This is a genomic window from Pseudomonas sp. AK106 (genome assembly GCF_053903055.1).
The window spans coordinates 5478610-5499449 of the sequence record NZ_CP096426.1 but is presented as its reverse complement, the minus strand read 5'-3'; the positions used below and the strand labels follow the sequence as shown (position 1 = coordinate 5499449).

The window sequence follows — 20840 nt, the reverse complement described above, 5'->3', positions numbered from 1 at the left end:
ACCCTGTTATTGCGTTGACTGCTTCACACTTGGCCGTATTGCTGGCCATGGCGCAGCCAGCGCTCCAGCAGGGGACTGACATGTTGAGGCCAGCGCTCAAGCAGCGCCTGCGCCGCGTCCCTGACCGCTGGCAGCAAATCTGCATCGCGCATCAGGTCAGCAACCTTGAATTGCAGCAGTCCTGTCTGGCGCGTTCCGAGCATCTCGCCCGGCCCACGCAGCTCCAGATCCTTTTCTGCAATCACGAAGCCGTCGTTGGTTTCACGCATGATGCCCAGCCGCTGGCGACCGATCTGCGAAAGCGGGGGGTGATACAGCAGCACGCAATGGCTGGCCGCGCTGCCCCGGCCGACCCGACCGCGTAATTGATGAAGCTGCGCCAGGCCCAGGCGTTCCGGGTTTTCGATGATCATGAGGCTGGCATTGGGGACGTCCACGCCGACCTCGATCACTGTCGTGGCAATCAGCAGATTCAGGTTGCCCTGCTTGAACTCGCCCATGACGGCGGCTTTTTCGGCGGGCTTCATGCGCCCGTGAATCAAGCCGACCTTGAGCTCGCCCAGCGCGCTGGTCAGTTCCTCGAACGTCGTTTCAGCGGCCTGACACGTCAGCTCCTCGGACTCCTCGATCAGCGTGCACACCCAATACGCCTGCCGGCCTTCGGCGCATGCATTGCGTACGCGCTCGACCACTTCGATGCGCCGGCTGTCGACCACCAGAACGGTATTCACCGGCGTACGCCCGGGGGGCAGTTCGTCGAGAATCGACGTGTCGAGGTCGGCGTAGGCGCTCATCGCCAGAGTGCGCGGGATGGGGGTGGCGGTCATGATCAACTGATGCGGACACATCGAGCCGCCGACGCCCTTCTTGCGCAGGGCCAGGCGTTGCTGAACGCCGAAACGGTGTTGCTCGTCGATGATGACCAGCGCGAGGTTCTTGAACTGCACCTCGTCCTGGAACAACGCGTGCGTGCCGACGACCATGGGCGTACCGCCGGCGATCTGCGCCAGTGACGCCGCCCGCGCCTTGCCCTTGAGCTTACCTGCAAGCCAGGCCGTCTCGATGCCGAGTGGCTCCAGCCAGCGGGTGAAATTGATGAAGTGCTGTTCGGCGAGGATCTCGGTGGGCGCCATCAGTGCGACCTGATAGCCCGCTTCGAGGGCCTGCAAGGCCGCGAGTGCTGCCACGACCGTCTTGCCTGCGCCTACGTCGCCCTGAATCAAACGCAGCATCGGCTCGTGCTGACTGAGGTCGTACGCGATCTCGTTGCCGACGCGCTGCTGCGCACCTGTGGGCGGGAATCCGAGGTTCGCGAGGAATTTCTTCGGCAGGCGTTTCGCCGGTGGCAGTGCAGGCGCGCGTTGCGAGCGCAGGCTTTCACGCAGGCGTTGCTGGGAAAGCTGGTGTGTCAGCAGCTCTTCGAATGCCAGTCGGTGCTGCGCCCAGTGATGGCCCAGCGCGAGCTCTTCGACGTCAGCATCGGCAGGCGGGTTGTGCAGGTAATGAATGGCGTCAGCCAGGGGCGCGAGTTGATAGTCGCGCGCCAGCTCATCCGGCAGCCAGTCAGGCAGGCTCTTCGGGCCAAGCATTGACAGGCTCTGATGGCACAACTGCCGCAGGCGCTGCTGGGTGAGGCCTTCGGTCGTGGGGTAGATCGGCGTCAGTGTCTGCTCGACGGCCACCGGCTCGTCGCCGGTGATCGCGCGGTATTCCGGGTGGTAGATCTCAAGGCCTGAGGCACCGGGCCGGGCTTCGCCGTAACAGCGCACGTGGGTACCGCGCTTGAGGCCGTCCTTTTGCGCGTTGCTGAAGTGGTAAAAGCGCAGGCTCAACACGCCGGTGCCGTCGCCCATCCTGACCAGCAAGCTGCGGCGCTTGCCCATGACCACGTCAGCGCCGCTGACCACACCTTCGATCACGGCGTCCTGGCCCGGACGCAATTCGCCGATGGGCACAACACGAGTCCGGTCCTGGTAACGCAACGGCAGGTGAAACAGCACGTCCTGAATGTTCTCAAGACCGACTTTCGCCAGCTTTTCAGCCATTGCCTCACCGACGCCTTTTAGCGCCGTGACCGAGACATGAGACAGCTCCGCCATACCGTCCCTTAACTCGCTTCAGCCTGAGCTTTAGGACGAGCGACGGAACACAGACGGATCGAGTCAGCGAGGATTTCGATGGCTTTCGGACGCGGGAAACTGGCACGCCACGCGATTGCCACGGTGCGGAATGGCACCGGCGGCGACAGCGGACGGACCTCGATCACGCCGGGCGCGTAGTGATGGCTGTCGACGGCGGACATCGGCAGGATGGAAATACCCAGCCCCGACGCGACCATGTGCCGAATGGTTTCCAGCGAGCTGGACTCCACGGTGGTGTGCTTGGCAGCGTCGCCGCCCTTGACCAGCGTCGGGCAGGCTTCTAGCACCTGATCGCGGAAGCAGTGCCCTTCGCCGAGCAGCAGCAGGCTCTTGTCGTTCAGCGCCGAGGCATCGATGGTCTTTTTCTGGGTCCAGGGATGATCGGCCGGCATGAGCACGTAGAACGGCTCGTCGTACAGCGACAGCGTCAGGACATCGGCCTCGTTGAACGGCAGGGCGATGATGATCGCGTCGAGCTCGCCATTGCGCAGCTTGTCGCGCAGCACGTGGGTAAAGTTTTCCTCGATGTACAACGGCATCTGCGGGGCGACCCGGTGCAGTTGGGGAATCAGGTGAGGAAAAAGATAAGGGCCAACGGTGTAGATCGCGCCGACTTTTAGCGGCGCGGTCAGTTGATTCTTGCCGGTCTGGGCCAGTTCGCGAATGCCCTGAGCCTGCTCGAGAACCTTCTGCGCCTGGGCCACGATGCCCTCGCCAACCGGGGTCAGACGTACGGCACTCTTGCTGCGCTCGAAAATCAGCACGCCGAGTTCATCTTCCAGCTTTTTTACGCCCACCGATAAGGTCGGCTGGCTGACGTGACAGCGTTCAGCGGCATGGCCGAAGTGCTGCTCTTGGGCGAGGGTAACGATGTAGCGCAATTCTGTGAGGGTCATAACGTGCGTCCATGAAGTTGCGGCCCCAGCATAGCGGGTGCAATCGATAGACGCACGTTATCAACCCGTCGCGGCTGACAAAATTCTGGTTTCAGCGTTTATCCAGGGAATAAACGAAGGGAGCGACGACTTCCAGCGACCCGTTCTTCAGCAATTCCGGCGGCGGCTTGGGCAATGGCTGCGCGCGGCGGATCATTTCCAGCGTCGCTCGGTCCAGTGAAGCGCTTCCTGAGCCGCCGGCCAGTTCATAGGACAGCACGCGGCCTTCACCATCGACCACAAAGCGCAACTTGCTCGTGCCCTGCATGCCCCGGCGTCGGGCGTCTTCCGGATAACGCTTGAACTTGCTCAGGTGACTCAGCAATTCACCCTGCCACGTCGGTAATGCATTGCTTGGTGGCGTGGGCGGAGCGGGTTGCGGCGACGCCGACTTCTCCGGCTTGGCGTTGGACGGTGGTGCGTCCAGCGGCTTGTCGTCGGCTGGCTTTTCTTCCTTCGGCGGCTCGACCTTCTTCACAGGTTTTGGCGGCTGTGGTTTGGGTTTGGGCTTGACCGGCTTGGGCACAGCGATTTCGGCCTTGGGCGCCTCGGCGACTGGCGGAATCGGCAGCTGTTCTTCAGGCGCGGGCGGCTGCGGCGGTTGCACGACTTTTGGCGGTGGCGGCGGTGCAGGCTCTGGAACGGGCGCCAGCTCGACCATCATCGCCGCCGGGGGCAGCTCAATGGCCTGCGAGGAGGGCCAGCGCAATGCGACGACAATCGCCACGGCATGGACCGCCAGCACCAACAACAGACTACCGCTATAGCGCGTCAGCTTTTGGCGCGTATTGATCATTTCTTGCCGACCGTCTCGAGACCCACCAGGCCCACCTTCAGGTAGCCGGCGCCGCGCAGGGCATTCATGACGTCCATCAGGTCGCCATAGTCGACGCCTTTGTCAGCCTGGAAGAAGATCGTGGTGTCTTTCTTGCCCTTGGTCCTGGCATCCAGCACCTGACCGATCTGCTCGCGGGCCACTTTTTCATCGCCCAGGTACAGGCTCTGATCAGCTTTCACGCTCAGGAAAATCGGTTTTTCGGGCCGAGGCGCCGGTTTGGCGGTAGAGGCGGGCAGGTCGACCTTGATGTCCACGGTTGCCAGCGGTGCGGCAACCATGAAGATGATCAGCAGGACCAGCATGACGTCGATGAACGGCGTCACGTTGATTTCGTGGTTCTCGGCGAGATCGTCATCGCCTTCCTTCAAATGCAGGCCCATGGTTTACCCCATCTTTACCATGTGCGGCGGTTGGTTGCGCTCGGCCGCAGGCTGGTGATCCAGATCGCGGCTAACCAGCAACAGAACCTGCGCCGAAGCGTCGGACACTTGCGCCTTGTAACCGGCAATGGAGCGGGCGAAGACGTTGTAGATGACCACGGCAGGAATCGCGGCAACCAGGCCCAGCGCGGTGGCCAGCAAGGCCTCGGCGATGCCCGGCGCTACAACGGCCAGGTTGGTGGTCTGGGTTTTGGCGATGCCGATAAAGCTGTTCATGATCCCCCAGACGGTACCGAACAGGCCCACGAACGGCGCAGTCGAACCGATGGTCGCCAATACACCGGTGCCCATGCTCATGTTGCGGCCGCAGGCGGCGACCAGGCGTTCAAGGCGGAAAGCAACGCGCTCCTTGATGCCTTCGCGCTCGCGGGTGTTGACCGACAGACGCATCTCTTCGAGTGCGTCATGCACCAGCAAGTGGGAAAGGGTGCCTTCTTTTTTGGCCCCTGCGCTGGCTTCGTCCAGATTACGCGCGCGTTTCAGCGCAGCGATTTCGCTTCGCAGACGACGTTTGGCGCCGAGCAGTTCGAAGCCCTTGGCGATCCAGATGGTCCAGGTGATGACCGATGCAATGGCCAGACCGATCATCACGGCTTTGACGATGATGTCCGCGTTCTTGTACATGCCCCATGGCGAGAGATCGTGGGACATGCCCAGGCTGTTATCTTCCGCCGCGGCGTCGAGCGACTCAGCTGGAGCAGAAGCCGGGGTCAGTTCTTGAACGCCTGGCGCTGTAGCGGGGTCAACCGGTGTAGCGGCTGGCGCCTCGGCTTGTACGGCGGGTTTTTGTGCAGGAGCGTTGGCGTCAGCGAGCGCTACAGGCGTCAACATCAGGCTGAACAGCAGCGCGGCAATGGCGCGTCCAGCACGTGGCAGACCTCGAGTGGCAATTGACGAAGCGGGGATTTGAATAGATGTCATGCTGGCCCGACCTGATATGAAATAGGTGTTCGTTCTGAGAGCGTCACGCTGGCGCTAGGCGAGCGGAGGAGAACAAAGGGCCGTTATTATTGCAAGTAATTCTTGTTAACAAAAGTAAGAGCGTCTCTTTTTTCCTGAGAATGCTTCCCAATGGTCGGTTTCATAGCCCGTTTTTACGGGCTGAAATTCAATAAGTGATGTGGAGATTGGACATGTCAGCGCCATCCGTTTTGATTGCTGGATGTGGCGACATCGGGAGCCGATTGGCGTCCCAGCTGTTGCCTGATGACTGGACGGTGTACGGCCTGCGCCGCTCCGTTGAGAAACTGCCTGCAGGCGTGCTCGGCGTCAGCGGCGACCTGTTCGACGCCCGCATTCCCGCGCACTGGCCGGAAGGCCGGCTCGATTACCTGGTCTACTGCGCCACACCGACTGACCGGGATGAAGCGGGTTACCGCGCGGCTTATGTTGAAGGCCTGCGGCACGTACTGGGCTGGAGCGAGCGCAGCGGCCAGAGACCCAAGCGGATATTTTTCGTCTCCAGCAGCAGCGTTTATGGTCAACAGCAAGGCGAGTGGGTCGATGAAACGTCACCCGTTGAAGCCACCGGTTACTCGGGCCAGGTTATGCGCGAGGCAGAGCAAGTGGCCTTGGACAGTGGGGTGCCAGCGACCATTGTCAGGTTGACCGGAATTTACGGTCCGGGCCGCAGTGACCTGATGAACCGGGTACGTCAGGGCTACACCGTTGCAACCAACCCGCCGCTGTATGGCAACCGCATTCATGCCGATGACGCCGCCGGGCTGCTGGCGTTTTTGCTGCGAGCAGCATCGGACGAGGTGGCACTCAAAGACTGCTATATCGGCGTCGACGATGCACCCGCGCCGCTGGCCGAAGTGGTCGACTGGATGCGTCAGCGTCTGGGTGTCACGGAGTGGTCGGATGAAAACAGCGTGCGCCGCACCGGGAGCAAGCGCTGCAGCAACGCCCGCGCCAAATCGCTGGGCTGGACGCCGCGTTATGCGACTTATAAGGAAGGGTATGAGGCGATGCTGGCAGATCAGCCGAACTAGTTCGCGTTGGCGTCGATTCGTAGGACCGGTCTTAGCCGGGAAGGCGTCAGTCTTACAACCGGGAAATTGAGGTTGTAGGTACTGGCCTCTTCCCGGCTGAAGCCGGTCCTACCATGCGTACGCGATAGTCAGTTCTTCTCGAGCACCCAGCGCTGCTCACCCGGGCGAAGATCCGGCATTTCAGTTGCCTGGGCGTTATTTACCGCCTGGAACAACTCCAGCTGTTTGCCGTTGCGAACGAAGATCCACGGATTGCCGCGCTCGTTCTTCTCCAGCCACATGCTGTCGTACTCACCGCTCATGGCTGCGCAGTCGCCGGCGAGGCACAGCGCATAGCGATCATTGCCCGGCAGGCCGCTGACGCTGCCGTCTGGCAGGAACTCAACCGTGCTGCCCTGGCCTTCGCCATTGACGATGGTCCACTTGCCGCCGAGGTAGGCGGTGTAAAGAGCACGCTCGAAACTGGTGCCGGGTTGGGCGCCGGCCGGCGGTGCTTCCTTGGGCGTGCGGAAATGTTGCTCGGGGCCCGTGTCGCTGGCGCGCTGCACCAAGTCATCACCCTTGATGGTCAACTCATCGGACGCATTGCCGTAAAAGTCGACACGCAACTTGCCGTCGGCATTGCTGGCGATCTTGCCTTCACTCAGCTCGAAGCCGTTGGAAGCAGTGGCCTGTCCGGCCTTGGTGTTGATGTTCCATTCCAGATTCGGGCCGTGAGCCAGCAGGGCCTGCCGAAGGTTGCCGCCTTGGGCTGCGGCGTCGATGGCGGCCTGATTGATCCAGGTACCGTCCGGGCTTTTGTCGGAGTGGCTGGCGCAGCCGCTGAGCAGTGCGACCAGCAGCGGGAGGGCAAACGCAACACGCATGGGTGGAGTCCTTCCTTTTCTGAGGAGGCGGAGCGGGCTTGCGCTCCGCACCGGGATTTACTCGATGACCAGAATGGCGTCCATTTCGACCTGCGCGCCACGCGGCAGCGCCGCAACGCCAATGGCGGCGCGCGCCGGGTACGGCTGCTCAAAATACTTGCCCATGATCTCGTTGACCTTGGCGAAGTGGCTCAGGTCGGTGAGGAAGATATTCAGTTTGACGATGTCCTTGAACGAACCGCCTGCAGCTTCGGCCACAGCCTTCAGGTTTTCGAAGACCTGAACGGTCTGAGCTTCAAAGCCTTCGACCAGCTCCATGGTCTTGGGGTCCAGCGGAATCTGTCCCGACATGTAGACGGTGTTGCCCGCCTTGATTGCCTGGGAATAGGTGCCGATGGCGGCAGGGGCTTTGTCGCTGGAGATGACGGTCTTGCTCATGAAAAACTCCTGTTTGCGGTTTGACTACGCGCGCATGCGGGTGATGCGGATCACGCCGGCCAGGGCGCGCAGTTTCTTGATCACGCGGGCCAGGTGCACTCGGTCGTGAACGCTGACCACCAGTTGGACCACGCTGATGCGACCATCGCGTTCATCCATACTGATTTTTTCGATATTGCCGTCCGCAGCATTGACGCTGCTGGCGAGCAGGGCGATCAGGCCGCGCTGGTGTTCCAGTTCGACGCGCAGCTCGACATTGAATTCGCCGGTGACGTCTTTGGCCCAGGACAGCTGAATGCACTTCTCGGGGTTGTGGCGGACTTCCGTGATGTTCCGGCAGTTGTCCAAGTGCACGACCATGCCTTTGCCCGCAGACAAATGCCCGACAATCGGGTCGCCTGGAATCGGCGTGCAGCACTTGGCGTAGCTGAGGACGAGGCCTTCGGTGCCACGTATAGCCAGAGGACCTTCTGCGTTCGGCAGTTGGTCGCCCTCACTGGCCAGCAATCGGCGAGCGACCACATAAGCCATGCGGTTGCCCAGGCCAATGTCCTCAAGCAGGTCTTCGATGACCTCGACCCGATACTCGGCAAGAATCAGGCGCACGCGCTCGGCCGGAATCTTTTCCAGCGTGCTGTCGAAGCCGTTGAGCACTTTGTTCAGCAGACGCTCGCCGAGATTGATCGATTCCGACCGGCGCTGCAGTTTGAGCGCATGGCGGATGTGCGTACGGGCCTTGCCGGTCACGACGAAGTTGAGCCAGGCCGGATTCGGACGCGCCCCGGGAGCACTGACGATCTCGACGGTCGAGCCGCTTTGCAGCGGTTCGGAAAGCGGGGCCAGCCGACGATTGATCCGACAGGCAATGCAGCTGTTGCCGACGTCAGTGTGCACGGCATAAGCAAAATCGACCGCCGTGGAGCCTTTCGGCAGCTCCATGATCCGGCCCTTCGGCGTGAACACGTAGACCTCGTCCGGGAACAGGTCGATCTTTACGCTCTCGATGAATTCCAGCGAATTGCCCGCACGCTGCTGCATTTCCAGCACGCCCTTGACCCACTGACGGGCCCGCGCATGGGTGCTCTTCGGCTGTTCATCGCCAGACGACTTGTACAGCCAGTGCGCGGCGATACCGTTGTTGGCCATCTCTTCCATTTCGCGGGTACGAATCTGGATCTCGATGGGCACGCCATGCATACCGAACAGGGTGGTGTGCAGCGATTGATAGCCGTTGGCTTTCGGAATCGCGATGTAATCCTTGAAGCGGCCCGGCAGCGGTTTGTACAAATTGTGCACAGCGCCGAGCACGCGATAGCAGGTGTCGACCTTGTCGACGATGATCCTGAACGCGTAGACGTCCATGATCTCGTTGAAGGCGCGACGCTTGCCGCGCATCTTCTTGTAGATGCCATACAGGTGCTTCTGACGGCCGCTGACTTCGCCTTCAATACCGTCAACGGCAAGGCAGTGGCTCAACGACTCTTCGATCTTGTTGACCAGTTCCTTGCGGTTGCCGCGCGCGCGCTTGACCGCCTGGCCGATGCGCGAGGAGCGCATCGGGTACATCGCCTTGAAGCCCAGGTCCTCGAATTCGATACGCACGCTGTGCATGCCAAGGCGATTGGCGATAGGGGCGTAGATTTCGAGGGTTTCTTTGGCGATGCGACGGCGCTTCTCTCCGGAGAGGACTTCCAGCGTGCGCATGTTATGCAGGCGGTCGGCGAGCTTGACCAGAATGACGCGAATGTCCCGCGCCATGGCCATCGCCATTTTCTGGAAGTTCTCGGCCTGAGCTTCGGCTTTGGTCTCGAAGTTCATCTGGGTCAGTTTGCTGACCCCGTCGACCAGTTCGGCCACCGTTTCGCCAAACTGTGCACAAAGCGCTTCTTTGGCGATGCCGGTGTCTTCGATCACGTCATGCAGCATGGCGGCCATCAGGCTCTGATGGTCCATGTGCATGTCGGCAAGAATATTGGCCACCGCCAGCGGATGCGTGACGTAGGCTTCGCCGCTGCGACGGCGTTGGCCGTCGTGGGCTTGTTCGGCGTAGAAGTACGCCCGGCGGACCAGATTGACCTGGTCTGCGCCGAGGTAGGTCGAGAGGCGATCGGCGAGGGCGTCTATGCTCGGCAAGATAAATCTCCTTGCCGAAGGCTGTGACCCTGCGCCTTGCTACGTCGACCAGGCATAGGCTTAGACGGCCTCGCTGGACTCGTCCTCGAATGCGGCGAACAGTGGTTCATCTTCAACGATTTCGGCTTCTGCGATAACAGCGTAATCCATCAGGCCTGCAGCGATTTCACGCAGGGCCACTACGGTAGGCTTGTCGTTTTCCCATGCCAGCTTTGGCTCTTTGCCACCGGTCGCCAGTTGACGCGAGCGCTTGGTGGCGAGCATGACCAGCTCAAAACGGTTATCTACATGTTCCAGGCAGTCTTCAACGGTCACGCGGGCCATGGGTATTCCTCGTAGCAAATGCGATATGCGCGGTGCCCGAATGGGCGAGCGGACTCGACAGTCTAAAAAATCACCAGCGTTTAGGGAAGCGCTGATTTTGAATGGATCGGTTTTGCTGCCTAAGAACCGGTCAGGCCAGCAGTTGAGCCAACAGCTCGGTGTGGCGCTGCTGTTGGTGCTCCTGGCTCAGCAAGTTGGCGCGGAAGATCGCTTTCAGGTCTTCGAGCGCCGTGGCGAAATCGTCGTTGATCACAATGTAATCGTATTCGGCGTAGTGACTCATCTCGCTGACGGCTTCGCGCATGCGGCCTTCGATAATCTCGTCGCTGTCCTGACCCCGATTGGTCAGGCGCTGGCGCAGCGCTTGCTGCGTTGGCGGCAGAATGAAGATCGAGCGCGCGCGGGGCATCAGTTTGCGAACCTGCTCGGCGCCTTGCCAGTCGATCTCCAGAATCAGGTCATGACCTTCGTCCAGCGTCTGCTGCAATCGGCTCTGCGAGGTCCCGTACATATTGCCGAAGACTTCAGCCTGTTCGAGAAAATCGCCGTGCTCGATCATGCGCACGAATTCGGCGCGATCGACGAAGTGGTAGTTCACGCCGTCCACTTCGCCCGGACGCATGGCCCGGGTGGTGTGGGACACCGACACGCGGATCTGCGGCTGAGCGTTGATCAGGGCGTTGACCAGACTGGTCTTGCCCGCGCCCGATGGGGCGGAAATGATGTACAGGGTGCCGGTGCTGTGGGTCATGTCGGAGGTGGCCTTACTCAATGTTCTGCACTTGTTCGCGCATCTGCTCGATCAACACTTTGAGGTTGACGGCGGCTTGCGTGCTTCGAGGGTCAAAGGCTTTGGAGCCCAGTGTGTTGGCTTCGCGGTTGAGCTCCTGCATCAGGAAATCCAGCCGGCGCCCGGCTTGCCCGCCGGCCTTGAGTACGCGGCGCACTTCAGTGACGTGCGTGCTCAGGCGGTCGAGTTCTTCGGCGACGTCACTTTTTTGCGCCAGCAGGACCATTTCCTGTTCCAGGCGCTGCGGATCGAGCTCGGCCTTCATGTCGGCAAAGCGATCGAGCACCTTTTGGCGCTGGGCGGCGAGCATTTGCGGCACGAGCGTACGCAAGGTCGCGACTTCAGTCTTGATCGCGGTGAGCCGTTCGTCGAGAAGCCTGGCCAGATCGGCGCCTTCGCGGGCGCGACCAGCCTTGAGCTCATCGAGCGCCTCGTTAAACAGGGCCAGGGCGTCGTTGTTCAGCGCTTGAGGGTCGGCAGCATCGGCCACCAGAACACCGGGCCAGGCCAGCACTTCGAGCGGATTCAGCGCGGCGGGCTGACTGATCAGGCTGGCGACGATCTCCGCTGCCGCGACCAGTTGCCCGGCGCGTTCGCGGTCAACCTGCAGCGGTTTGCCTGCGGTCTCTTCGGTGAAGCGCAGGGTGCATTCGACCTTGCCTCGGGAAAGGCCCTGGCGCAGCGCCTCGCGCACAGCGCCTTCGAGGTCACGAAATGATTCCGGCAGGCGCAGGTGAGGTTCGAGGTAACGGTGATTGACCGAGCGCATTTCCCAGCTCAGCGTGCCTTGTGGGCCGGCTCGTTCAGCGCGGGCAAAAGCCGTCATGCTGTGCACCATGGGAAGCACCTCTATAAATTCAGGCGTTTGCGGACAGCCGGTCCGGGATGAATCCCCGGCAGAGTATCGTCGGGAAACGACTGGCTATAAAGGCGCAGGATTGTAGCTCAGTGCAGGGTGTGCGCCCAAATGTGGCATTGTCGCAAGCGATGCGCGGCGTTGTAATCGTGCTGCCTGGCAGCGCAAACCTGCAGCGCCCGTCGTGAGCAATACGTCATTAGATGTCCCAAGCCGTGCCTGCACCTCTATAATGCAGACCGTTTTCCGTCTCCCAGTACAGGTATCCCAGATGAAACGTCCAAGTGGTCGCGCTGCCGATCAGCTTCGCCCGATCCGCATCACCCGCAACTACACCAAGCACGCCGAGGGTTCTGTGCTGGTCGAGTTCGGTGATACCAAGGTGATCTGCACCGTCAGCGTTGAAAACGGCGTTCCGCGCTTTCTCAAGGGGCAGGGCCAGGGCTGGTTGACAGCTGAATACGGCATGCTGCCTCGCGCCACCGGCGAGCGTAACCAGCGCGAAGCCAGTCGTGGCAAGCAAGGCGGCCGTACCCTCGAGATCCAGCGCCTGATCGGTCGCTCGCTGCGCGCGGCACTGGACATGTCCAAGCTGGGTGAAATCACCTTGTACGTCGACTGCGATGTCATCCAGGCGGACGGCGGGACGCGCACTGCGTCGATCACCGGCTCCATGGTCGCGCTGATCGACGCGCTGAAGTCCATCAAAAAGCGTGGCGGCCTCAAGGGCGGCGATCCGCTGAAACAGATGATCGCGGCAGTGTCAGTGGGCATGTATCAGGGCGAGCCGGTGCTGGACCTGGATTACCTTGAAGACTCCGCGGCCGAGACTGACCTCAACGTGGTCATGACCAGCGCGGGGGGTTTCATCGAAGTGCAAGGCACAGCCGAGGGGGCGCCGTTTCAGCCTGAAGACCTGAACGCGATGCTGGCACTGGCTCAAAAAGGCATGAACGAAATCTTCGAACTGCAGCAGTCGGCACTGGCCGACTGATCGGTTTCCATTGCGTCAGAGCACTACATCAAAACAGGGAAAGCATGATGATCGAGAGTCAGTCGCCGTTGCCAACGCCGAGTAAAGAAGTCCGTCAGTGGGCAATGCTGTGCCACTTCGCGGCGTTTTTCGGCCTGATCTTTCCGTTCGGCAATTTGCTGGGGCCGCTGATCGTCTGGCAGCTCAAGAAAGAAGTTGATCCGTACATCGATGCTCAAGGCAAGGAAGCCCTCAATTTTCAGATCACCGTCGCCATTGCCGCGATGATCTGTTTTTTGCTGATGGTGGTGATCATCGGCTTTCCGCTGTTGATGCTGGTGGGCGTCGGCGCGCTGGTGCTGACGATCATCGCGGGCGTGAAGGTCAATGACGGCGTCGCCTACCGCTATCCGTTCACCTGGCGGTTGCTGAAGTAAGCGCTTCCAGAGATCTGGCGATGGCCTGATCTGCGGACAAACAAAAGCCGACTTCACGTCGGCTTTTTTTGAGCAACTGAACGTCAGATAGTGAGCGTCCAGTCGTAGTCCACGACCAGTGGCGCATGTTGCGAGAAGCGCGGCTGGCGTGGAAGGCGTGCACTGCGTACGAAACGGCGCAGGCCCGGGGTCAGCAACTGATAATCGAAGCGCCAGCCCAGATTGAGCATCTCGGCCTGTTCGTTATCCGGCCACCAGCTGTACTGATCGCCTTCGCGGCTGACTTCGCGCAGGGCATCGACATAACCCATGTTGCCAACGATCTCGTCCATCCACGCACGCTCTGGTGCCAGGAAGCCTGGAGATTGCTGGCTGTCGCGCCAGTTTTTGATGTCCAGCTTCTGTTGCGCCACGTACAGCGAGCCACAGTAAATGTACTCGCGACGTTTGCGCCGCTGCTTGTCGAGGTACTTGCCGAAATCGTCCATGAGCTTGAATTTCTGATTCAAGTCTTCATCGCCGTTCATCCCGGAAGGAAGCAGCAAGGTCGCGATACTGACTTTGTCGAAATCTGCCTGCAGGTAACGCCCGTAACGGTCAGCCGTCTCGAAACCAAGACCATTGATGACCGCCTTCGGTTGCAGCCGCGAGTAAAGCGCCACGCCACCCTGGGCTGGCACTTCGGCTTCGCAGGCATATAGGAAGTAGCCGTCCAGTTGGAAGGCTGGGTCGTCCAGTTCAAAGGCGGAGGCGCGGGTGTCCTGAAGGCAGATGACGTCGGCATTCTGGGCTTGCAGCCAACTGAGCAAACCACGCTCGACTGCAGCCTGAATACCATTAACGTTCACACTGATGATCCGCATAAATGGCCCCAAAAATCACGTGCGTGTATGATACCCGAGCTCTACCTAATTAGCTAAATCCGTGGTATTCGGGGCTTTTTTCATGCAGGCGTATCAACGCGATTTCATTCGTTTTGCCATCGATCGCGGAGTTTTGCGCTTCGGTGAGTTCACTTTGAAGTCTGGACGCACCAGTCCTTACTTCTTCAATGCCGGTCTTTTCAACAGCGGTTCCGCTCTTGCTCAGCTGGGCAAGTTCTACGCCGCCGCTGTCGTTGAAAGCGGTATCTCCTTCGATGTTCTGTTCGGCCCGGCCTACAAGGGTATTCCTCTTGCAGCGGCGACGGCCGTGGCCCTTGCCGAGCATCACAGCCTCGATCTCCCTTGGTGCTTCAACCGCAAAGAGGCCAAGGCCCATGGCGAAGGCGGCAGCCTGGTAGGTGCGCCGTTGACCGGCAATGTGCTGATCATCGACGACGTGATCACCGCAGGCACCGCCATTCGCGAAGTCATGCAGATCATTCAGGCCCAGAGCGCGAACGCTGCCGGCGTGCTGATCGCGTTGAACCGCCAGGAGCGCGGCAACGGCGAACTGTCTGCCATTCAGGAAGTCGAGCGTGATTTCGGCATTCCGGTGGTGAGCATCGTGTCGTTGAATCAAGTTCTGGAGTTTCTGGCCGACGATCCGCAGCTCAAGCAGCATTTGCCTGCCGTCGAAGCGTACCGGGCTCAATACGGAATCTGAGCCTCCAAAAGGATGCGGTTATGCTCAAGCTGGGCACGTTGGGTTTTTGTCTGTCGCTGGGTTTGGGTTGCATCGCGAGCGTTCATGCGGACGACGCGCCGGGCATCGTGCTGTATCGCTACGTCGACAGTCGCGGCGTAACCGTGCTCGATCGTCAAGGCGTGCCGCCGGAGTACGTCGGCAAGGGTTATGAAGTGCTCAATCAGCGCGGCCGCGTGGTGCAGACCATACCGCCTGCACCGTCCGCCGATGAGTTGCGTGATGCCCAGGCCGCCAAGCTGCAATCCGATGCCGATGCGCATCTGCTGCGGCTGTACAGCAGCGTTGAGGACGTCGACCGGGCGAAGAGTCGTCGACTCGCCGAACTCGATGGCCTGATCGTTGTGGCGCAAGGCAATATTCAGAATCTCGTTACCCAGCAAGGCACGCTGCAGACACAGGCAGCTGATCAAGAGCGGGCAGGGCACCCGGTGCCGAAGACGCTGCTGGATCAGATGGATGATCTGCGTGATCAGCAGCAGAACCTGAAAGTCGACATCCTGCGCTACCAGACGGCGCGAACTCAGGCCGAGGCCGAGTTTGCGCAAGATCGAGCGCGGCTGCAGAAGTTGCTCGGTCGGTGATCACCGCTCTTGGACGCCGCTAAAACGCGGCTATAAAAAAGCCCCACCCGGCAGTGAGCCGGGTGGGGCTTTTTGCAGCCGCAATCAGTGACGCTTGCGATTGCTGATCAGCGTGCCGACGCCGGTATCGGTGAAGATCTCCAGCAGCACGGCATTCGGCACACGGCCGTCGATGATGTGCGAAGTGTTGACCCCGCCCTGAACCGCTTCCAGTGCGCAGCGGATCTTCGGCAGCATCCCGCCGTAGATGGTGCCGTCGGCAATCAAGCTATTCACCTGCTCGGTGGTCAGGCCGGTCAGCACTTTGCCCTCCTTGTCCATCAAGCCGGCAATGTTGGTCAGCAGCATCAGCTTTTCAGCCTTCAAGGCTTCAGCGACCTTGCCTGCCACCAGATCGGCGTTGATGTTGTATGACTCGCCATCCGCGCCCACGCCAATCGGCGCAATCACCGGAATGAAATCGCCTTTCACCAGCATGTTCAGCAGGTCGGTGTTGATGCCGACGACTTCACCCACATGGCCGATGTCGATGATTTCCGGCTTGAGCATGTCCGGGGTCTGGCGCGTGACGTTCATTTTCTTCGCGCGAATCAGCTGCGCGTCTTTACCGGTCAGGCCGATCGCGCTGCCGCCGTGGCGGTTGATCAGGTTGACGATGTCCTTGTTGACCTGGCCGCCGAGCACCATTTCCACCACGTCCATGGTTTCTGCATCGGTCACGCGCATGCCGTCGACGAAGTGGCTTTCGATCGACAGACGCTTGAGCAGGTCGCCGATCTGAGGGCCGCCGCCGTGAACCACGACCGGGTTGATGCCCACCGCCTTCATCAGCACGATGTCGCGGGCGAAGCCGGTTTTCAGCTCGTCACTCTCCATGGCGTTGCCGCCGTATTTGATAACAAGCGTCTTGCCGACAAAGCGTCGGATGTAGGGCAACGCTTCGGAGAGGACCTTGGCGGCATTGGCTGCGGCATCACGTTCGAGGGTCATTTGGGCTCCACTCAAAATAGGGTCAAAAAGGAAGTTCTAAATCCGGTGATACGTGTTTCAACTGGGTGTGGAAAACATCCTTGATCCGTTGCAGCTCGAGCTCGGTTTCGGCCTCGAAGCGCAATACCAGCACCGGGGTGGTGTTGGACGCGCGAACCAGGCCCCAGCCTTTCGGATAATCAACCCGCACACCATCGATGCTGGTCAGGTTGGCATTGCCCCACTGGGCGTCGCGCTCCAGCGCTTCCATGATGCTGAACTTGCGGGTCTCGGTGACTTTGATGTTGATCTCGGGCGTTGAAAGATCGTTTGGAAAGGTCTGGAAAAGCTCCTCGGCGCTGAGTTTTTCCTGACTGAGGATCTCCAGCAGACGCGCCGCGCTGTAGATACCGTCGTCGAAGCCGAACCAACGCTCCTTGAAGAAGATGTGACCGCTCATCTCGCCTGCCAGCAGCGCGCCGTTTTCTTTCATCTTCTTCTTGATCAACGAATGCCCAGTCTTCCACATAACCGGGCGGCCGCCGTATTCGTGGATCAACGGTATCAGGCGGCGTGTGCATTTGACGTCGAAAATCACGTCGGCCCCGGGGTTGCGCTTGACCACATCGCGGGCAAACAGCATCAGCAGACGGTCAGGATAGATGATGGTGCCGGTGTTGGTCACGACACCGACACGATCGGCATCACCGTCGAACGCCAGGCCCAGATCGGCACCGGTTTCCCGTACCTTGGCGATCAGGTCCTGAAGGTTCTCCGGCTTGCCAGGATCAGGGTGATGATTGGGGAAATTGCCGTCGACCTCGCAGTACAGCGGGATGACTTCGCAATTCAGCGCTTCGATCAATTGCGGGGCGATGACGCCGCCGACGCCGTTGCCGCAGTCCACCACCACTTTCATGCGCCGCGCGAGCACGACATCGCCAATGATCTGGCTGGCATAACGGTCGAGGATATTGACCTTGATGATGCTGCCTTTGGCGGACGGCAGGTCATTGGCCTTGATGCGTTCGTGCAATGCCTGAATCTGCTCGTCTGCCAGGGTGTCGCCGGCAATGACGATCTTGAAGCCGTTGTAATCCTTCGGGTTGTGACTGCCCGTCAGCATGACGCCTGTTTTGCCCGCCAGCACGTGGGTGGCGTAGTACAGCGCCGGCGTGGGCACCAGGCCGATGTCGCTGACGTGGCAGCCGCTGTCGTGCAGGCCCTTGATCAGGTTCGCGACCAGCTCAGGGCCTGAAAGTCGCCCGTCGCGGCCCACCGAAACATGCGGCTCGCCCTGCGCCAGGCTTTCTGCGCCGACGGCTCGGCCGATCCAGTAGGCGGTTTCGGCGTTCAGCGTATCGCCAACAATGCCGCGGATGTCATAGGCGCGAAATATCGTCTCGGGAAAGGGTGGGGCGCTGGAGACTCTGCTGCTCATGGCGCGCGAGGGCTCCGGCTGCGTGAGATCCTGAGGATCATCGATCAAGTCGAGGTCAAGAATATCGGTGTCCTGGAACAGCGGGTCGGTCAACTGGTCTTCCTCCGACGCCACTGGCAGGCCCGGTGCAGGACCCTGCAGCGGTGCGCCGGATTTCGATGCTTGATCCGACGCCGCGCCCGTCGGGCTATTGCGCAGCGAGAATCGCGCGAGGCTCTGGGCGAGCCCGTTCAACGCGGGCAGGCTCATGCTGAAGGCCTTGACGGCCTTGCCCCCGGAGAGCTCTTGCAGCAGTTGCTCAAGCTGTCGCGCGTCAGCCGCAACCCGGCGCTTGAGCGCACTCTCGTTCAGATAGAGCGCTAGCAGCATTGCACCGGCGGCAACCAGCAAGGCGAGCAGCAGCATCAGCCAGGGCGTGGAGCCTTGCAGCGCGGAGCCGGCGGCAAAGGTCAGTTTCCAGTTGGGGTAGCCGGTGGAGAATTCCTGCGCACGGCTGCCATCGTCTTCGCCACGGGTGAGAAAAGTCTGCGCAGTGGCGGTACCGAACTGTTGAACGAGTACCACCTGACCCACATCGGTGGGGGTCTCGGGGAGTGCGGCGATCAGGCGCTGCGGATTGAACGCCAGCAGCAATGTGCCGGTGATCGGCGCGTCTGGTGACGTGCGCAGGGCGGCGGCGCTGTAGATCAGCCATGTGTCGCCAACCTTGCGCGCTTCGGGCGCCGGCATTTCACCCTTGCCGGCCTTGGCCAGCATGTCCAGCGTGGCGAAGCTGATCGGCAGAGCGCTTTGGGTGTCTACGCTGTTGAACCCCAAGGGGTTGAGCCGTGCACCCACCACGCCGTCGCGGTACCGCAGTTGGTTTTGCGCGCTTTCGATGAGCGACGGATTGCTGCTCGACAAGGCCTGGTTCAGCGCGGGGTCCATTGCAGCGGCCTGGGTGTCAGCGTTGATCTGACGCAGTGCCTTGTTGACGGCCCCGGCTTGCGCGCTGCCCCAGGCCTGAACCAGCTGCTCCTGTTGCTGCGGCTGGCTTTGAATGGCAAGCCACACCAGCACCATTGCCGCGATCAGGCCGATGAGTGCAGGAATGAGGCCGGGACTCGCCAAACTCAGATTGGCGTCTTTACTGAGCGCGTCGGTTGTTTCCGGAGCGGGGGTCACTTTGGCTGTGCGTTTGATGCCTTTCAAACTAACTCTCCCTGCTGGGTCGTCCTGACGCGTTCTTGTTGTGTTCGCACCGCTTAAAGCACGTCAGGCCACAAGCGATGCGTTAGCCAAAGTGGGTGTTTTTTGCGGGATCAGTGGCTGCCGGAGTGACCGAAGCCGCCAGCGCCGCGCTGACTTTCATCGAACTCTTCGACGATTTCAAACTGCGCCTGCACCACCGGCACCAGTACAAGCTGAGCCAGACGCTCGCCGATGGAGATATTGAAAGCGGTCTGGCCGCGGTTCCAGCAGGAAACCATCAGCTCGCCTTGATAATCGGAGTCGATCAGGCCCACCAGGTTGCCCAGCACGATGCCGTGTTTATGCCCCAGGCCCGAGCGCGGCAGGATCAGTGCAGCCAGGCCAGGGTCTGCGATGTATATCGACACCCCGGTAGGAATCAGGAGGGTTTGGCCGGGTTCGAGCAGCGTGTCTTCTTTCAGCATGGCGCGCAGGTCCAGGCCGGCCGAGCCTGAAGTGGCGTACGCGGGAAGCGGAAATTCGCTGCCAATGCGAGGGTCGAGGATCTTGGCTTGTAGAGCGTGCATTCGTGATTAAACCTGGTTCATGCGATCGGCGATAAAAGTCACCAGCTGCCGCGCGATCTTGGCTTTGCTGGTCTGGGCGAAGAGCGTCGCTTGCAACGCTCGGTCGATCACGCTGCAGGCGTTTTCTTCGCTGTTGAAGCCAATGCTGGGATTGGCGACGTCATTGGCGACGATCAGATCAAGGTTCTTGTCCTTGAGCTTGCGTGCGGCGTAATCGAGCAGGTGTTCGGTTTCGGCCGCGAAGCCGACGCTGAACGGGCGATCCGGGCGCTGGGCGAGGGTGGCGAGAATGTCCGGGTTGCGGACCATCTGCAGCAGAAGACCATCACCGGTGGTGGGATCTTTCTTTAATTTCTGCGTGGCGACGACTTCCGGCCGGTAGTCCGCGACGGCTGCGGAGGCGATGAAGAGATCGCAAGGCATGGCGTCTTCGCAGGCGGCGAGCATGTCGCGGGCGCTGACGACGTCGACACGCGACACTCGGTCAGGTGTTTGCAGGTTCACCGGGCCAGTGATCAGGGTGACCCGCGCGCCCGCTTCGGCAGCGGCTTCGGCCAGGGCGAAGCCCATTTTTCCGGAGCTGTGGTTGGTGATGTAGCGAACCGGATCGATGTTTTCCTGAGTCGGGCCGGCGGTGATCAACACGTGCTTGCCGGTCAGCGTCAGGCGCTGAAAGCAATCGGCGGCCGATTGCGCCAGGTCATTGGGTTCGAGCATGCGCCCGTAGCCGACGTCTCCACAGGCCTGGCTGCCGCTGGCCGGACCGAACATGCGCAGACCGCGCTGTTCGAGCAGTTGCAGATTGGCCTGCACGGAGGGGTCGCGCCACATCGCCTGATTCATCGCGGGTGCGACGGCAACGATGGCATCGGTCGCCAGCACCACGGTGGTCAGCAGATCGTTGGCAATGCCTTGGGCCAGGCGGGCCATGAGGTCGGCGGTGCCCGGTGCGATGAGGATCATGTCGGCCCACTTGGCCAGCTCGATATGGCCCATGGCGGCTTCGGCTGCGGGGTCGAGCAAATCAAGGTGAACCGGATGGCCGGACAAGGCCTGCATGGTCAGCGGGGTAATAAACTCGGCGCCGCCTTTGGTCATGACGACACGGACTTCTGCACCGTGGTCGCGCAAACGGCGGACCAGTTCGGCGCTCTTGTAGGCCGCGATGCCACCGCCGACGCCGAGAACGATGCGTTTTCGATACAGCCGCTGCATAGGCCTGCCTTAAGGTCGGTTAACACGCGGCAATCATTAGCCTCCCCAGGCCTGACTGTCGCGCAAAAAAGAGCGGCTAAGAT

The 20840-nt window shown here is 60.9% G+C and carries 21 protein-coding genes; 5 read left to right on the top strand and 16 right to left on the bottom strand.

The window, feature by feature from the left end; genetic code table 11:
• Positions 1-23: 23 nt before the first annotated feature.
• From recG to exbB, 5 genes are all read right to left on the bottom strand, one after another.
• Positions 24-2099: an ATP-dependent DNA helicase RecG gene (gene recG, locus M1E04_RS24165; protein WP_456292161.1), complete on the bottom strand. Its 2076-nt coding sequence runs from the start codon at positions 2097-2099 to the stop codon at positions 24-26.
• Positions 2100-2107: 8 nt separating this feature from the next.
• Complete coding sequence (locus M1E04_RS24160; protein ID WP_065988216.1) at positions 2108-3037, bottom strand: hydrogen peroxide-inducible genes activator; 930 nt, start codon at positions 3035-3037, stop codon at positions 2108-2110.
• A 91-nt stretch (positions 3038-3128) separates the two neighbouring features.
• Complete coding sequence (locus M1E04_RS24155; protein ID WP_065988217.1) at positions 3129-3872, bottom strand: energy transducer TonB; 744 nt, start codon at positions 3870-3872, stop codon at positions 3129-3131.
• A complete protein-coding gene (gene exbD / locus M1E04_RS24150; RefSeq protein ID WP_065988218.1) occupies positions 3869-4294 on the bottom strand; it encodes a TonB system transport protein ExbD in 426 nt (141 codons plus the stop codon). The genes M1E04_RS24155 and exbD overlap by 4 nt, the downstream gene beginning before the upstream one ends.
• Positions 4295-4297: 3 nt before the next feature.
• A complete protein-coding gene (gene exbB / locus M1E04_RS24145) occupies positions 4298-5275 on the bottom strand; it encodes a tonB-system energizer ExbB (protein ID WP_192130652.1) in 978 nt (325 codons plus the stop codon).
• 212 nt (positions 5276-5487) lie between these two features.
• Here exbB and M1E04_RS24140 point away from each other — a divergent pair, with 212 nt between their 5' ends.
• A complete protein-coding gene (locus M1E04_RS24140; protein ID WP_456292160.1) occupies positions 5488-6348 on the top strand; it encodes an SDR family oxidoreductase in 861 nt (286 codons plus the stop codon).
• Between the two features lie 128 nt (positions 6349-6476).
• Here the strand turns inward: M1E04_RS24140 and M1E04_RS24135 are convergent, their stop codons facing one another.
• The 6 genes from M1E04_RS24135 to M1E04_RS24110 form a co-directional block, all read right to left on the bottom strand.
• Entirely contained in the window at positions 6477-7214 is a 738-nt protein-coding gene (locus M1E04_RS24135; RefSeq protein ID WP_192130654.1) for a hypothetical protein, read from the bottom strand.
• 57 nt (positions 7215-7271) lie between these two features.
• The gene (locus M1E04_RS24130) at positions 7272-7652 is read right to left on the bottom strand and encodes a RidA family protein (protein WP_065988223.1); all 381 of its coding nucleotides are present in this window, start codon (positions 7650-7652) and stop codon (positions 7272-7274) included.
• A 24-nt stretch (positions 7653-7676) separates the two neighbouring features.
• Positions 7677-9785 carry a bifunctional GTP diphosphokinase/guanosine-3',5'-bis pyrophosphate 3'-pyrophosphohydrolase gene (spoT, locus tag M1E04_RS24125; protein WP_065988224.1) on the bottom strand — a complete coding sequence of 703 codons (2109 nt, stop codon included), beginning with the start codon at positions 9783-9785 and terminating at the stop codon, positions 7677-7679.
• Positions 9786-9845: 60 nt separating this feature from the next.
• Positions 9846-10109, bottom strand: a complete 264-nt coding sequence (gene rpoZ / locus M1E04_RS24120) for a DNA-directed RNA polymerase subunit omega (protein ID WP_025257879.1) — start codon at positions 10107-10109, stop codon at positions 9846-9848.
• Between the two features lie 130 nt (positions 10110-10239).
• The gene (gene gmk / locus M1E04_RS24115) at positions 10240-10860 is read right to left on the bottom strand and encodes a guanylate kinase (protein ID WP_065988225.1); all 621 of its coding nucleotides are present in this window, start codon (positions 10858-10860) and stop codon (positions 10240-10242) included.
• A 13-nt stretch (positions 10861-10873) separates the two neighbouring features.
• The gene (locus tag M1E04_RS24110) at positions 10874-11737 is read right to left on the bottom strand and encodes a YicC/YloC family endoribonuclease (protein WP_192130655.1); all 864 of its coding nucleotides are present in this window, start codon (positions 11735-11737) and stop codon (positions 10874-10876) included.
• A gap of 289 nt (positions 11738-12026) precedes the next feature.
• Between M1E04_RS24110 and rph the strand changes: the two genes are divergently transcribed.
• Positions 12027-12749: a ribonuclease PH gene (rph, locus tag M1E04_RS24105; protein WP_065988227.1), complete on the top strand. Its 723-nt coding sequence runs from the start codon at positions 12027-12029 to the stop codon at positions 12747-12749.
• Between the two features lie 47 nt (positions 12750-12796).
• On the top strand, positions 12797-13165 hold the full coding sequence (locus tag M1E04_RS24100; protein WP_074885839.1) for a DUF4870 domain-containing protein: 369 nt from the start codon (positions 12797-12799) through the stop codon (positions 13163-13165).
• 83 nt (positions 13166-13248) lie between these two features.
• Here M1E04_RS24100 and M1E04_RS24095 read toward each other — a convergent pair whose 3' ends face one another.
• Positions 13249-14028 (bottom strand): exodeoxyribonuclease III, encoded by a 780-nt coding sequence (locus tag M1E04_RS24095; RefSeq protein WP_456292159.1) that lies wholly within the window; start codon positions 14026-14028, stop codon positions 13249-13251.
• An 82-nt stretch (positions 14029-14110) separates the two neighbouring features.
• On the opposite strand from M1E04_RS24095, the gene pyrE reads away from it, so the two are divergent.
• Both pyrE and M1E04_RS24085 read left to right on the top strand, forming a co-directional pair.
• Positions 14111-14752: an orotate phosphoribosyltransferase gene (gene pyrE, locus M1E04_RS24090; protein WP_192130656.1), complete on the top strand. Its 642-nt coding sequence runs from the start codon at positions 14111-14113 to the stop codon at positions 14750-14752.
• 20 nt (positions 14753-14772) lie between these two features.
• Complete coding sequence (locus tag M1E04_RS24085) at positions 14773-15375, top strand: DUF4124 domain-containing protein (protein ID WP_244656895.1); 603 nt, start codon at positions 14773-14775, stop codon at positions 15373-15375.
• A gap of 84 nt (positions 15376-15459) precedes the next feature.
• On the opposite strand, the gene argB is transcribed toward M1E04_RS24085, so the two are convergent.
• The 4 genes from argB to coaBC all read right to left on the bottom strand — a co-directional run bounded on the left by argB (position 15460) and on the right by coaBC (position 20757).
• Positions 15460-16365 carry an acetylglutamate kinase gene (gene argB, locus M1E04_RS24080; RefSeq protein WP_065988232.1) on the bottom strand — a complete coding sequence of 302 codons (906 nt, stop codon included), beginning with the start codon at positions 16363-16365 and terminating at the stop codon, positions 15460-15462.
• Between the two features lie 22 nt (positions 16366-16387).
• Complete coding sequence (locus M1E04_RS24075; protein ID WP_456292158.1) at positions 16388-18976, bottom strand: phosphomannomutase/phosphoglucomutase; 2589 nt, start codon at positions 18974-18976, stop codon at positions 16388-16390.
• A gap of 110 nt (positions 18977-19086) precedes the next feature.
• Complete coding sequence (gene dut / locus M1E04_RS24070; RefSeq protein ID WP_369318237.1) at positions 19087-19542, bottom strand: dUTP diphosphatase; 456 nt, start codon at positions 19540-19542, stop codon at positions 19087-19089.
• A gap of 6 nt (positions 19543-19548) precedes the next feature.
• Positions 19549-20757 (bottom strand): bifunctional phosphopantothenoylcysteine decarboxylase/phosphopantothenate--cysteine ligase CoaBC, encoded by a 1209-nt coding sequence (gene coaBC, locus M1E04_RS24065; RefSeq protein WP_065988235.1) that lies wholly within the window; start codon positions 20755-20757, stop codon positions 19549-19551.
• Positions 20758-20840: the final 83 nt, after the last annotated feature.